11 protein-coding genes are annotated in these 13,546 nt (G+C 63.2%); 8 read left to right on the top strand and 3 right to left on the bottom strand.

Annotated features, from left to right (window positions below; translation table 11 throughout):
* Positions 1–2: 2 nt before the first annotated feature.
* From tssK to tagH, 3 genes are read right to left on the bottom strand one after another with little or no spacing between them, the layout of a single operon-like run.
* The gene (gene tssK, locus AC3WP7_RS16605) at positions 3–1,337 is read right to left on the bottom strand and encodes a type VI secretion system baseplate subunit TssK (RefSeq protein ID WP_102592217.1); all 1,335 of its coding nucleotides are present in this window, start codon (positions 1,335–1,337) and stop codon (positions 3–5) included.
* Between the two features lie 18 nt (positions 1,338–1,355).
* Positions 1,356–1,865 carry a type VI secretion system lipoprotein TssJ gene (tssJ, locus tag AC3WP7_RS16600; RefSeq protein ID WP_092241644.1) on the bottom strand — a complete coding sequence of 170 codons (510 nt, stop codon included), beginning with the start codon at positions 1,863–1,865 and terminating at the stop codon, positions 1,356–1,358.
* Positions 1,866–1,917: 52 nt separating this feature from the next.
* Positions 1,918–3,246 carry a type VI secretion system-associated FHA domain protein TagH gene (tagH, locus tag AC3WP7_RS16595; RefSeq protein ID WP_093120356.1) on the bottom strand — a complete coding sequence of 443 codons (1,329 nt, stop codon included), beginning with the start codon at positions 3,244–3,246 and terminating at the stop codon, positions 1,918–1,920.
* Between the two features lie 394 nt (positions 3,247–3,640).
* On the opposite strand from tagH, the gene tssA reads away from it, so the two are divergent.
* From tssA to tssH, 8 genes are all read left to right on the top strand, one after another.
* Positions 3,641–4,660 carry a type VI secretion system protein TssA gene (tssA, locus tag AC3WP7_RS16590; protein ID WP_071488096.1) on the top strand — a complete coding sequence of 340 codons (1,020 nt, stop codon included), beginning with the start codon at positions 3,641–3,643 and terminating at the stop codon, positions 4,658–4,660.
* Positions 4,661–4,714: 54 nt separating this feature from the next.
* Complete coding sequence (tssB, locus tag AC3WP7_RS16585) at positions 4,715–5,221, top strand: type VI secretion system contractile sheath small subunit (RefSeq protein WP_010207547.1); 507 nt, start codon at positions 4,715–4,717, stop codon at positions 5,219–5,221.
* A gap of 2 nt (positions 5,222–5,223) precedes the next feature.
* The gene (tssC, locus tag AC3WP7_RS16580) at positions 5,224–6,723 is read left to right on the top strand and encodes a type VI secretion system contractile sheath large subunit (protein WP_058424268.1); all 1,500 of its coding nucleotides are present in this window, start codon (positions 5,224–5,226) and stop codon (positions 6,721–6,723) included.
* Between the two features lie 171 nt (positions 6,724–6,894).
* On the top strand, positions 6,895–7,383 hold the full coding sequence (locus AC3WP7_RS16575) for an Hcp family type VI secretion system effector (RefSeq protein ID WP_005792512.1): 489 nt from the start codon (positions 6,895–6,897) through the stop codon (positions 7,381–7,383).
* Between the two features lie 78 nt (positions 7,384–7,461).
* The gene (gene tssE, locus AC3WP7_RS16570; RefSeq protein ID WP_005792513.1) at positions 7,462–7,977 is read left to right on the top strand and encodes a type VI secretion system baseplate subunit TssE; all 516 of its coding nucleotides are present in this window, start codon (positions 7,462–7,464) and stop codon (positions 7,975–7,977) included.
* Positions 7,974–9,833, top strand: a complete 1,860-nt coding sequence (gene tssF, locus AC3WP7_RS16565; protein WP_102592216.1) for a type VI secretion system baseplate subunit TssF — start codon at positions 7,974–7,976, stop codon at positions 9,831–9,833. Before tssE ends, tssF begins: the two co-directional genes overlap by 4 nt.
* Positions 9,797–10,840 carry a type VI secretion system baseplate subunit TssG gene (gene tssG, locus AC3WP7_RS16560; protein ID WP_058424270.1) on the top strand — a complete coding sequence of 348 codons (1,044 nt, stop codon included), beginning with the start codon at positions 9,797–9,799 and terminating at the stop codon, positions 10,838–10,840. The genes tssF and tssG overlap by 37 nt, the downstream gene beginning before the upstream one ends.
* Complete coding sequence (tssH, locus tag AC3WP7_RS16555) at positions 10,833–13,490, top strand: type VI secretion system ATPase TssH (protein ID WP_093514209.1); 2,658 nt, start codon at positions 10,833–10,835, stop codon at positions 13,488–13,490. Before tssG ends, tssH begins: the two co-directional genes overlap by 8 nt.
* Positions 13,491–13,546 lie beyond the last annotated feature (56 nt).

Raw genomic sequence — 13,546 nt, 5'->3', positions numbered from 1 at the left:
GATTATCCTCGGATCGCCCAGAAGGCCAGGTTCAAGCCCGGGAACTGCCCGGCGATATGGAAGGCAAAACCGCCGGAATTGCCCAGTTGTTGCCAATGCTCGCTGCCGCGATCGAGCTCGTAATACGTCGAGCCTGCGTGGTACGGCAGTTGGCGTGGCGCCACCGGCAGAGGCAACAGGCCAATACCCGGCAGTTGCAGGTTAACCAGGTCGCGGATGTGCTCCACCGAGCCGACTTTGCTCTGCTGGCCGAAGCGTGCGCGCAGGGTTTCGCCGGGCACATCGGCGCGCACCACCAGGATGAAACTGGCGTTGTCGAGCAGAGTCTTGTCGGCCAGCATCGCCACGTGCACGCCATAGGCTTTCTCGACAATCGGGATCGGTGTGGCCTTGCTGTCGATCAGCATCGACAACGCTTCACGCAATGCCGCCATCACCGGCGCGAAGCTCAGGGCCAGGTCATCGTGCTGATACTGCGGGTATTCCTGGGGGCGACGACCGGAGGTGGAGAAGGTCGAGAACTCGCCGGCCAGGCTGACCAGCTCGCTGAAGAAGCGCTCCGGGTGCAACGGGCTCAACTGGCTCAAATGCTGGACCAGCGGTTGGGCACGGTTGACCAGTTGCAGCAGCATGAAGTCGGCGATCTCCGACGCGCCACCGGCGCCCGATGCCACCACCCGCCCCGCCAGGGCTTCGCCGCGCTGGTGCAGCAGGCCGAGCAGTTCGCTGCGAAAGGCGGTGAGCGGTTTGCTCGCGGCCACATCCAATACTGGCGGGATGTAGGTGTCATCGAGCACCAATGCGCGGTCGGCCCGTTTTTCCTTGATGCGCACCAGGCCCACGGCGGCGTAATCGCTGATGCCATCCTGGGCGGTGAGCAGGCGCAGGGCGCGGGAACCCACGGCCACCGGGGCGCGGTTTTCGAAAGGTGCGTTGTCATCGCGTACTTCGCGCACCTGGCTCACATAACGCGCAGCCTCCAGGGCTTCGCCTTCATCCACGGTATCGCGGGCGCCGGAGCGCTTGAGCGGCAGGGCCAGGTACACCAGGCCGTCGCGCAGGTTGTCATCGATATTCAGCGGGCTTGGCGCCAGGTCATCCTGGGGGATATTGAACGGCGTGCCGTCGGGCAGCAGGCCACGCGCCGACACGATCGCCAGCTTGCCCTGGGCCAGCAGGCCCTGGTCGATCAGCAGCTCGGAAAAACCCCAGGCGCCGGCGGACAACGGGCGACTGCGGGCATCGATCAGGTTTTCCAGGTAACGGTCATGCTGCTGGAAGTGCTGCGTTCCGATGAACATGCCTTCCGACCAGACCACGCGATTGTTCCAGGACATGGGGGCTCCGATTGCTTCTTATTGGGCAGGGCTGGATGGGGTGACCACGACGTCGGCGCGCACGGCACGCACATCGAGGCTGATCTGGTATTCGGTGTACTGGCGCGCGGGCACGTTGATCACCGTGCGCCATTGCGCGCGGTCCAGCTCGCGATAGCCCACCAGCAGGCCGATCTGGCGCGTGGACGGGTCGAGGTCACGCTGGATGCTCAATTGCTCGCCGGGTTGCACCATCACTTCGTCCTGGTCCAGCAGGTCCAGGCCCAGTGTGGATTGCGCACGGTCCGCCAGAGCGAAGTAATCGGAACGGGCGAAGGTGGCGGCGTTTTTCAGTTCGAAGATGCGCACCCTTACCGGGGCGGCCTGGCCGTTGGCACCGGGGTTGAGCCCGCTGATCGCATGAAAGTGCAGCTCGACGGCGGCCGTATCCACTTCGGCCTCGGCGGCTGTTTCGGGTTTGGCGGTGTCTTTGGCACACGCCGTCAGCAAAAGCAGTGTGGCGACTGCGAGTAAAAACCTGGGAATCATCCTGCGTCCTCAATGACGTACTTAGCTATCCGTTAAATCCATGTGCTGCGGTTCAGCGTCGCTGTCGTGCGCTGTGTTCTTCGTAGGCCCGGCTGAATTCGCGGCCGAACAGGTCCTGGAAATCTTCCTGGGCCTCGCGGGAAATATTGCTGTAGAGCTCGGTGAACTGCTGCCAGTACTGGGCCTGGCGCGAACCGTTGAAAAGGCTCGACAGCCCGCCGGGCTTGCCCATGCGTTCTTCCAGTTGCGTCGGTTCAAAGCGGCTGAGCAGGTGCTTGATCGCCGCTTCCACGCCGGCCATCACCGCCAACTGGTGGGCGCGCAGGTCGTTGAAACTGTCGCGTACGGCGAGGTCGGGTGCCATAAACGCCTGGTTGCCGTGGCGCAGGAGCAGCAGTAACGCTTCGTCGGCATTCGGGGCGAATTTCAACGGATTGTTTTCTGCCGGCTGGATCATGGTCTGCTGCATGCGGAACTCGCCCTTGAGGCTGGCGCGGGCCCGCAGCACGTCGATCAGGCCTTCGACCATCAGGCGGTAGCTGCGGCCGATATTTTCCATCTGGGCCTCGGCCTGGGCTTTGTCCAGGCGCAGTTGGTCCAGGCCCGCACCACGCAGGAAGGCTTGCAGAAGGTCCGGTTGCTGGCTTTCCGCCACGGGCGGCGGGGGCTCGACCACCGGGGGCGGCTGGATGACCGGTGGCGGCGCAGGCGGCGGCGCAGCGCTGACGACGGGTGCTGGCGTGTCGCCAAACAGGTCCCAGTCTTCGGGAATCACCGCGCCCGACACCACCGGCGGGGCCACTACCGGCACAGCCACCGGTGTCGGCGGGCGGAAGTCATGTTGCTCGGAAGGCACGTGGTCCGGCACGGTTGGCGGCGGTACGGCGGTAGGACTGAGGAAGTCGAACAGGTCCGGCAGCGTGTCCATCGATGAAGCGCCCTGGAATTGCGGCGCAATCACCGGAACAGGCGCGGGCTTATTCGACACGGCGCCCATCAGCGCTTCGAAACTGTTCGGCGACTCGCCGGCAAACGGCTGGCTGTCGACGGCCTGTACGTTGAAATCGATACGCGCCTGGATCTCGTAATCGCCGATGCGGATCAGCTCGCCATCTTGCAACAGCTCGCTGTTACCCCTGCGCAAACGAATGCCGGCGTTAACCAACTCCACTCCGTTGGTACTGTTATCAGTTAAATAATAACGGCCATCTTTGTACTGAATAACGCAGTGCTGCGAGGAGACCAGACGCTCAGGATCAGGCAATACCCAGTCATTGTCCGAGCTGCGGCCGATAGCCATCGAGCCCTGATTCATGGACTTTTCGGAGCACTGCCCAGGGGTAATCTTGTGATAACTAGTGATAGTCAAACACAGCGACATCTCGCCTCCTTGCTGATACTTCGCGCGCGGTCGATTCCCGGGACAGCGCTTCCCGGGATATCCCCATCAGGTCGAGCAATCGACCGTCCAAAACCTGCCAATACCAGCATGATCGCTGATCTTAACTGGGCTCTATGACAAAAATCCTGTCCCGGTACGTCGTTCGACCCACCAGTCGCGCAGGTTGTTAAGCACCGCACATCTGTCACAGAGGGCGAATAGCTTACCTTGACAAGGCATAAGTACTACACCAAAAATGCACAACTTCTTGAATACCAGTGATGGCACATTAGTGGCATCTTGCTTATATGACCAAGAAAACATGCAAAGTTCCTTGCGCAACTAATGCATGAATTGCCCGCTATCTAACGGGCTGATAGGGAGATCAAATACAGTGGATGTGCCGTTGCTGCTCACCGCCGTTTCCGCGACTTCGCCCTGTGGCGAAGACATGGAATATGACGCGCAATTTCTGCAATTGGAGCGTGATGCCAAGGGCCAACCCGAGCGCAGCATGGGCGACTCGATCCTGCCCGCTGAACCGCCGGAATGGCGCAGCATCCAGCAGCAAAGCCTCGACTTGCTCGCGCGCAGCAAAGACCTGCGCATCACTCACTTCCTGTTGCAAAGCGCCCTCGCCCTCCAAGGCGTGGCCGGCCTGGCCGAAGCGCTGACGCTGATCGATGCGCTGCTGCGCGATTACTGGGCCGACCTGCACCCGCGCCTGGACGCCGACGACGATAACGACCCTACCGTACGCATCAACGCCCTCACCGGCCTGACCTGCGACACCAACATCCGCCTGCTGCGCGAAAGCATCCTCACGCGTTCGCGCACCTTCGGCCCCGTGAGCCTGCGCGCGGCGCTCAACGCCAGTGGCCTGTTGAGCTTCCCCGATGAACAACTCGGCGCTCAGCAGCTCAACGCCGCGTTCCTCGACAGCGACCCCGAGCAGCTACAGGCCACCCGCGACGCTCTGATTACCGCGCGTGCGGCGTGCGAAGCGATCGAACAACAGGTCAACGATCAGGTCGGTTCCGCCCAGGGCGTGGACCTCAGCGCCTTGAAGCAGCCGCTCAAGCAGGCGTTGCAGATACTCAATCAAGCAGTGCCCGGCGCCGCCGGCAGCAGCGAACCCGAGGCCGTCAGTGACGACAATGCCCCCTCGGCCGACTTCGCCGCCGCCCCCGCAGCACCGCGTCCCGTTGGCGATATCGCCAGCCGCGACGATGTGCTGCGCAGTCTCGACAAGATCCTTGCGTACTACACCCGGCACGAGCCTTCGAGCCCGCTGCCGGTGCTGTTGAACCGGGCGAAGAATCTGGTGCACGCCGACTTTGCGGCCATCGTGCGCAATCTGATTCCCGACGGCATGTCCCAATTTGAAAACCTGCGCGGGCCGGACGGCGAGTAAGCCATCCGACTGTGCAGTAACAACACCGTCGCTCAAGCGACCAGGAGCAGCAACGTGGCGAAGCAAAGTTCTCAGAAATTCATCGCGCGCAACCGTGCGCCTCGAGTGCAGATCGAGTACGACGTCGAGCTCTACGGCGCCGAGAAAAAGGTCCAGTTGCCCTTCGTAATGGGCGTGATGGCCGACCTCGCCGGCAAGCCTGCCGAGCCGTTGGCGCCGGTGGCCGACCGCAAGTTCCTTGAAGTGGACGTCGACAACTTCGACTCGCGCCTCAAGGCCATGCAGCCGCGCGTGGCGTTTCACGTACCGAACGAACTGACCGGCGAAGGCAACCTGAGCCTGGACATCACCTTCGAAAGCATGGACGACTTCAGCCCGGCCGCCGTGGCACGCAAGGTCGACTCGCTGAATCAACTGCTCGAAGCCCGCACCCAGCTGGCCAACCTGCTGACCTACATGGACGGCAAGACCGGCGCTGAAGAAATCATCATGAAGGCGATCAAGGATCCGGCACTGCTGCAAGCACTTGCCAGCGCGCCTAAGCCTGCAGGGGACCAGTAATCATGACTGACAATACCGCCCGCGAAGGCTCCCAGATCCTGGGCACCCAGACCGAAGAAGCCAGCGAGTTCGCCAACCTGCTGCTGCAGGAATTCAAGCCCAAGACCGAGCGCGCCCGCGAAGCCGTGGAAACCGCCGTGCGCACCTTGGCCGAACAGGCCCTGGCGCAAACCGACCTGGTCTCCAATGACGCGATCAAGTCGATCGAATCGATCATCGCTGCCATCGACGCCAAGCTGACCGCCCAGGTCAACCAGATCATCCATCACCCGGACTTCCAACAGCTGGAAAGCGCCTGGCGTGGCCTGCACTACCTGGTCAACAACACCGAGAGCGATGAGCAGCTCAAGATCCGTGTGCTCAACATCTCCAAGCCGGACCTGCACAAGACCCTGAAGAAATTCAAGGGCACCGCGTGGGACCAGAGCCCGATCTTCAAGAAGATGTACGAAGAAGAATACGGCCAGTTCGGCGGCGAACCCTACGGCTGCCTGGTGGGCGACTACTACTTCGACCAGTCGCCACCCGACGTGGAACTGCTGGGCGAACTGTCGAAAGTCTGCGCCGCCATGCACTCCCCGTTCATCGCTGCCGCTTCGCCGACCGTGATGGGCATGGGCTCGTGGCAAGAGCTGTCGAACCCACGCGACCTGACCAAGATCTTCACCACCCCGGAATACGCCGGCTGGCGTTCGCTGCGTGAATCGGAAGACTCGCGCTACATCGGCCTGACCATGCCGCGCTTCCTGGCGCGCCTGCCGTACGGCGCCAAGACCGACCCGGTGGAAGCCTTCGCCTTCGAAGAAAACACCGACGGTGCCGACAGCTCCAAGTACACCTGGGCCAACGCCGCGTACGCGATGGCGGTGAACATCAACCGTTCGTTCAAGCACTACGGCTGGTGCTCGCGCATCCGTGGCATCGAGTCTGGCGGTGAAGTGGAAAACCTGCCGGCCCACACGTTCCCGACCGATGACGGTGGCGTGGACATGAAGTGCCCGACCGAAATCGCCATCAGCGACCGCCGTGAAGCGGAACTGGCGAAAAACGGTTTCATGCCGCTGCTGCACAAGAAAAACACCGACTTCGCCGCGTTCATTGGCGCGCAGTCGTTGCAGAAACCGGCCGAGTACGATGACCCGGACGCCACCGCCAACGCCAACCTGGCCGCGCGCCTGCCGTACCTGTTCGCCACCTGCCGTTTCGCTCACTACTTGAAGTGCATCGTGCGCGACAAGATCGGTTCCTTCAAAGAGAAGGACGAGATGCAGCGCTGGTTGCAGGACTGGATCCTCAACTACGTGGACGGTGACCCGGCGCACTCCACCGAAACCACCAAGGCCCAGCACCCATTGGCTGCCGCCGAAGTGATCGTGGAAGAAGTCGAAGGCAACCCTGGGTACTACAACTCCAAGTTCTACCTGCGCCCGCACTACCAGCTCGAAGGGCTGACGGTGTCGCTGCGCCTGGTATCCAAGCTGCCTTCGGCGAAAAGCGCGTAAACCACCGATGAGCTAGCTCTTCTGTGGGAGGGGGCTTGCCCCCGATGGCATCACCGGGGTGTAACTGACACACCGAGGTGCCTGCATCGGGGGCAAGCCCCCTCCCACACAAAAGCACTGCCCATTTGGAGTTAATCAAATTCAGTGGCCCACGCCACACAGGGAGAAAACATGGCTGTTGATATTTTCATCAAGATCGGCGACATCAAGGGCGAGTCCATGGACAAGGCCCACAAGGACGAAATCGACGTGCTGAACTGGAGCTGGGGCATGGCCCAGTCCGGCAACATGCACGTGGGCGGCGGTGGCGGCGCGGGCAAGGTGAACATCCAGGACCTGTCGCTGACCAAGTACGTCGACAAGGCTTCGCCGAACCTGATGATGCACTGCGCCAGCGGCAAGCACATCGACAAGGTCAAGCTGACCGTGCGCAAGGCCGGTGGCGAAAGCCAGGTCGAGTACATGGTGATCAACCTGGAAGAAGTGCTGGTGACCTCGCTGAGCACCGGCGGTTCGGGCACCGATGACCGCCTGACCGAGAACGTCACCCTGAACTTCGCCCAAGTGATGGTCGACTACCAGCCGCAGAAAGCCGACGGCACCAAAGACGGCGGCGCGATCAAGTTTGGCTGGAACATCCGTTCCAACACCAAGCGCTGATAGCCCTGGTGGCCGTGGCGCCATGCCACGGCCCCTGGTTTTTTGTCCCTCTCGCAACCCGTCCGTGGAGCTGCTTTGGTGGTAACTGAAATCGCTTCCCGCGACCGTCTGCAACCGTCCCTGTTGGACCGGCTGACGGACGACGATCCAACCAATCCCAAGGAAAGCGCCGACAAACGCGTGCTGTCCCTGACCCAATTGAAAGCCTCGGTGCTGCGTGACCTGGCGTGGCTGCTCAACACCACGTCGTTGCTCGATGCCGATGCCACACTGCACACTCCAGCCGGCACCTCGGTGGTCAATTACGGCCTGCCGGCGCTGGCGGGCAACAGTGTTTCCAGCGTGGATATCAAGGCGCTGGAAGCCCTGATCTACCAGGCCATCGCCACCTTTGAGCCGCGCATCCTGCGCCACACCCTGCGTGTCAAAGCCCGTGTCGGCCATGGCGAAATGAACCACAACGCCCTGAGTTTCGAGATCGAAGGCGACCTGTGGGCCCAGCCGGTGCCGTTGCGCCTGTTGCTGCAAACCGACCTCGACCTGGAATCCGGCCACGTACGCGTGGTCAATGCCGACCAGCGGAGGCGCCCATGAACCCGCGCCTGCTGGAGCTGTACAACCAGGAACTGCACCACGTGCGCGAAAGCGCCGCCGAGTTCGCCAAGGAATACCCGAAGATCGCCAGTCGGCTGACCCTGTCCGGTATGGACTGCGCCGACCCGTACGTCGAACGCTTGCTCGAAGGCTTTGCCTACCTCACGGCCCGCGTGCAGCTCAAGCTCGACGCCGAGTACCCGACCTTCACCCACAACCTGCTGGAAATCGCCTACCCGCACTACCTGGCACCGACACCGTCGATGACGGTGGTGCAGTTGCAGACCGACCCGGACGAAGGCTCGCTGGCCAGTGGTTTCCCGCTGCCCCGCGACACCGTCCTGCGCGCCGCCCTGGGCCGCGAAACCCAGACCTGCTGCGAGTACCGCACCGCTCACCCGGTGACGCTGTGGCCGCTGCAGGTGAGCAACGCCGAGTACTTCGGCAACCCTGCCGCCGTATTGGGACGCTTAGCCGCCAGTGAGTCGAAAGCCAAGGCCGGTCTGCGCCTGACCCTGCGCACCGGCGCCGAGCTGCCGTTCAACAGCCTCGACCTGGATAATCTGCCGCTGTACCTCAGTGGCGCCGACGAGCAACCGTTCCGCCTCTACGAGCAACTGCTGGGCAACGCCTGCGCGGTGTTCGCACGCAAGCCGGGTGGCGATTGGGTCGAGCGCCTGCCGCAAGACGCGTTGCGCTCCCGTGGTTTTGACGACGCCGACGCCGCGATGCCGGTCGTCGCACGCGCCTTCCAGGGCTATCGCCTGCTGCAGGAATACTTCGCCCTGCCCCACCGCTTCCTGTTCGTCGAATTCGCCGAGCTGAGCCGTGCGGTCAAGCGTTGCGACGGCCAGGAGCTGGAACTGATCGTGCTGTTCGACCGCCACGAACCGAGCCTGGAAGGCAGCGTCGGCGCAGCGCAGTTCCTGCCGTTCTGCACCCCGGCGATCAACCTGTTCCCCAAGCGCGTGGATCGTATCCACTTGTCCGACCGGGTCAATGAACACCATGTGATCGCCGATCGCACACGGCCGATGGATTTCGAGATTCACTCCCTGAGCGGCATCACCGGCCACGGCACCGGGCCGGAGCAGCCGTTTTTGCCGTTCTACGCGGTGCGCGACCCGTCGCGCTATGGCCGCGACCAGGCGTACTACACCGTGCGTCGCGAGCCGCGCGTACTGTCCAGCGACCAGCGCCGCAACGGGCCGCGCTCCACCTATGTGGGCAGCGAAACCTTTGTCAGCCTGGTGGACAGCCGGCAGTCGCCGTACCGCCACGATCTGCGCCAGCTCGGCGTGACCGCACTGTGCACCAACCGCGATCTGCCGTTGTTCATGAGCGTGGGCAACGGCAAGACCGACTTCACCCTGGCCGACAGCGCGCCGGTATTGTCGGTGCGCTGCGTGGCAGGCCCCAGCCGCCCGCGCCCCAGCCACGCCCATGACGCCAAGGCCTGGCGCCTGATCAGCCAGCTCTCGCTCAACTATTTGTCCCTGAGTGAACAGGGCCAGGGCGCCGGCGCCTTGCGCGAACTGCTGCGCCTGTACGGCGACAGCAACGACGCCGCGCTGCAATTGCAGATCGAAGGCCTGCGCGAGGTCAGCAGCAAAGCCGTGACCCGACGCCTGCCGATGCCCGGCCCGATCGTGTTTGGCCGGGGCCTGGAGATCACCCTGGAATTCGATGAAAACGCGTTTCGCGGCACCGGCGTGTTCCTGCTCGGTGCGGTATTGGAACGCTTCCTGGCACGCTACGTGTCGATCAACAGTTTTACCGAGACGGTGATCCGTACCACCGAACGCGGCGAGATCATGCGATGGAAAGCCAAGCCCGGACGTCGTCCGACCCTGTGAGTACCCTGGATGCGATGCATCAGGAGCCCTGGGAATACGATTTCTTCCAGGCGCTGCGGCGTATCGAGTGCGAATCGCCGGAGCTGCCGCGCCTGGGCCATTCCCTGCGCCTGGCGGATGACCCGCTGCGCCTGGGGCAACAGGCCGATTGCACCTTCGCCCCGGCCACGCTGGCCTCGGTCGACCCCGGCGGCGACGGCAAGCCGGCGCGCCTGGAGCAGTTCTTCTTCGGTCTTGGCGGCCCCAACGGCCCGCTGCCGCTGCACATCACCGAGTACGTGCGCGAGCGTCAGCGCAACAACGCCGACAGCACCAGCAAGCAGTTCCTGGATGTGTTCCACCATCGCCTGCTCAGCCTGTTTTACCGGGCCTGGGCCGAGGCGCGGCCGACCGTCAGCCACGACCGCCCGGACGATGACTACTGGTCGGCACGCCTCGCCGCGCTGAGCGGCCGGGGCATGCCGAGCCTGCTGAATCAGGGGCTGATCCCGGATACCGCCAAGCTGCACTACAGCGGCCACCTGTCGGCGCAAACCCGCTACCCGGACGGCCTGAAGGCGATTCTCAGCGAGTATTTCGGCCTGCCGGTAGAGATCGAAGAGTACGTCGGCCAATGGCTGGAACTGCCCGAACGCAGCCGCGTGAGTGTGAGCGCCAACCGCCTGGGCGTGGACTTTTGCCTGGGCAGCTTCGTGTGGGACCGCCAGCACAAATTCCGTATCCGCCTGGGCCCGCTCACGCTGGATGACTACATGGGCATGCTGCCCGGCCACCAGCCATTCAACGAACTGGTGGCGTGGGTGGCCGAGTACCTGGGCCATGAACTGGACTGGGACCTGAACCTGGTTTTGCAACAACCCGAAGTCCCGGCGCTGCAACTCAACGGCCAGTTCCGCCTGGGCTTCAACACCTGGCTCGGTAAACCCGAGCATGACGCCAACGACCTAATCCTGGCCCGGCACTACGCCGACCACGCCACCACCTCAAGGAATCCAGAGCATGGGTGAAATCAGTCGCGCCGCACTGTTCGGCAAACTCAACAGCGTGGCCTACAAGGCCATCGAAGCCGCCACCGTGTTCTGCAAACTGCGGGGCAACCCGTATGTGGAACTGGCCCACTGGTTTCACCAGTTGCTGCAACTGCAGGACTCGGACCTGCACCGCATCATCCGCCAGTTCAACGTCGAGCCGGCACGCCTGGCCCGTGACCTTACCGAAGCGCTGGACCGCCTGCCGCGTGGCTCGACGTCGATCACCGACCTGTCGTCCCATGTGGAAGAAGCCGTCGAGCGCGGCTGGGTCTACGGCAGCCTGATGTTCGGCGAAAGCCAGGTGCGCACCGGTTACCTGGTGCTGGGCATTCTCAAGACGCCGAGCCTGCGTCACGCGCTGCTGGGTTTGTCCGCCGAATTCGACAAGATCAAGGCCGAGGCCCTGAGCGAACGCTTTGATGAATACGTGGGCGACTCGCCGGAAAACGCGCTCAGCGCCAGCGACGGTTTCAACGCCGGCGCCGTGCCGGGCGAAGCCAGCGGCGCGATGGCGCCGAGTGCGATGGGCAAGCAGGAAGCGCTCAAGCGCTTCACTGTCGACCTGACCGAACAGGCGCGCAGCGGCAAGCTCGACCCGATTGTTGGCCGCGATGAAGAGATCCGCCAACTGGTCGACATCCTTATGCGCCGCCGCCAGAACAACCCGATCCTCACCGGTGAAGCCGGGGTGGGCAAGACCGCCGTGGTCGAAGGCTTCGCTTTGCGCATCGTCGCCGGGGACGTGCCGCCCGCGCTGAAAGACGTAGAGCTGCGCAGCCTCGATGTGGGCCTGCTGCAAGCCGGCGCCAGTATGAAAGGCGAGTTCGAACAGCGCCTGCGCCAGGTTATCGAAGACGTCCAGGCCTCGCCGAAGCCGATCATCCTGTTTATCGACGAAGCGCACACGCTGGTGGGTGCCGGTGGCGCCGCCGGAACAGGTGATGCCGCCAACCTGCTCAAGCCGGCCCTGGCCCGTGGCACCTTGCGCACCGTGGCCGCCACCACCTGGGCCGAGTACAAGAAACACATCGAGAAAGACCCGGCCCTGACTCGCCGCTTCCAGGTCGTGCAAGTCGCCGAACCGTCGGAAGACAAGGCGCTGCTGATGATGCGCGGCGTGGCCTCGACCATGGAAAAACACCACCAGGTGCAGATCCTCGACGAAGCCCTGGAAGCTTCGGTGAAGCTGTCCCACCGCTACATCCCGGCGCGCCAGTTGCCGGACAAATCCGTGAGCCTGCTGGACACCGCCTGCGCCCGCGTCGCCATCAGCCTGCACGCGGTGCCGGCGGAAGTGGACGACAGCCGTCGTCGTATCGAGGCGCTGGAAACCGAGTTGCAGATCATCGCCCGTGAGCATGCCATCGGCATTGCGATTGGTGCGCGCCAAACCAACACCGAGGCGCTGTTGAGCGCTGAGCGTGAGCGTCTGGCGACCTTGGAAAGCCGCTGGGCTGAAGAGAAAACCTTGGTGGACGAGTTGCTAGCCACCCGTGCAACGCTGCGTGAAAAGGCGGGCGTCGTGGACAGTGGCAACGATGAACTGCGCGCCCAACTGGTCGACCTGCAACAGCGCCTCACCGTCCTGCAAGGCGAAACCCCGCTGATCCTGCCCACCGTGGATTACCAGGCCGTGGCCTCGGTGGTCGCTGACTGGACCGGCATTCCGGTCGGCCGCATGGCGCGCAATGAGTTGGAGACGGTGCTCAACCTCGACCAGCACCTGAAAAAACGCATCATCGGCCAGGACCACGCCCTGCAGATGATCGCCAAGCGCATCCAGACCTCCCGCGCCGGCCTCGACAACCCGAGCAAGCCGATTGGCGTGTTCATGCTGGCGGGCACCTCGGGCGTGGGCAAGACCGAAACCGCCCTGGCCCTGGCCGAAGCCATGTACGGCGGCGAACAGAATGTCATCACCATCAACATGAGCGAATTCCAGGAAGCCCACACGGTGTCGACCCTCAAGGGTGCGCCTCCAGGCTATATCGGCTACGGCGAAGGCGGCGTGCTGACCGAAGCGGTGCGGCGCAAGCCCTACAGCGTGGTGCTGCTGGACGAGGTGGAAAAAGCCCACCCGGACGTGCATGAGATCTTCTTCCAGGTGTTCGACAAGGGCGTGATGGAGGACGGCGAAGGCCGGGTGATCGACTTCAAGAACACCCTGATCCTGCTGACCACCAACGCCGGCACCGAGCTGATTTCCCAGGTGTGCAAAGACCCGGCGAACATCCCGGAGCCGGAAGACATCGCCAAGGCCCTGCGCCAGCCGCTGCTGGAGATTTTCCCGCCGGCTCTGCTCGGCCGTCTGGTGACCATTCCGTACTATCCGCTCAGCGACGAGATGCTCAAGGCGATCACCCGCCTGCAACTGAACCGCATCAAGAAGCGTGTGGAGAGCACTCACAAAGTGGCCTTCGACTACGACGACGCGGTGGTCGATTTGATCGTCTCGCGTTGCACCGAAACCGAAAGCGGCGGGCGCATGATCGACACCATCCTGACCAACAGCCTGCTGCCGGACATGAGCCGTGAATTCCTCACGCGCATGTTGGAGGGCAAGGCGTTGGCGGGGGTACAGATCAGCAGTCGGGATAATGAATTGCACTACCAGTTCAACGATTGACCTGACGGAATACTGCTCAACATGTGGGAGGGGGCTTGCCCCCGATGGCGGTGAAT

This window comes from Pseudomonas sp. FW305-3-2-15-C-LB1 (genome assembly GCF_058787615.1).
This window is presented reverse-complemented; position numbering and strand designations above follow the sequence as displayed.

Coding starts and splice junctions, on each gene's coding strand:
- tssG (WP_058424270.1), top strand. CDS start 9,797: ATGGAAAGCCAAGCCCGGACGTCGTCCGACCCTGTGAGTACCCTGGAT.
- tssK (WP_102592217.1), bottom strand. CDS start 1,337: ATGTCCTGGAACAATCGCGTGGTCTGGTCGGAAGGCATGTTCATCGGA.
- tssH (WP_093514209.1), top strand. CDS start 10,833: ATGGGTGAAATCAGTCGCGCCGCACTGTTCGGCAAACTCAACAGCGTG.
- tssJ (WP_092241644.1), bottom strand. CDS start 1,865: ATGATTCCCAGGTTTTTACTCGCAGTCGCCACACTGCTTTTGCTGACG.
- tagH (WP_093120356.1), bottom strand. CDS start 3,246: ATGTCGCTGTGTTTGACTATCACTAGTTATCACAAGATTACCCCTGGG.
- tssC (WP_058424268.1), top strand. CDS start 5,224: ATGACTGACAATACCGCCCGCGAAGGCTCCCAGATCCTGGGCACCCAG.
- tssF (WP_102592216.1), top strand. CDS start 7,974: ATGAACCCGCGCCTGCTGGAGCTGTACAACCAGGAACTGCACCACGTG.
- AC3WP7_RS16575 (WP_005792512.1), top strand. CDS start 6,895: ATGGCTGTTGATATTTTCATCAAGATCGGCGACATCAAGGGCGAGTCC.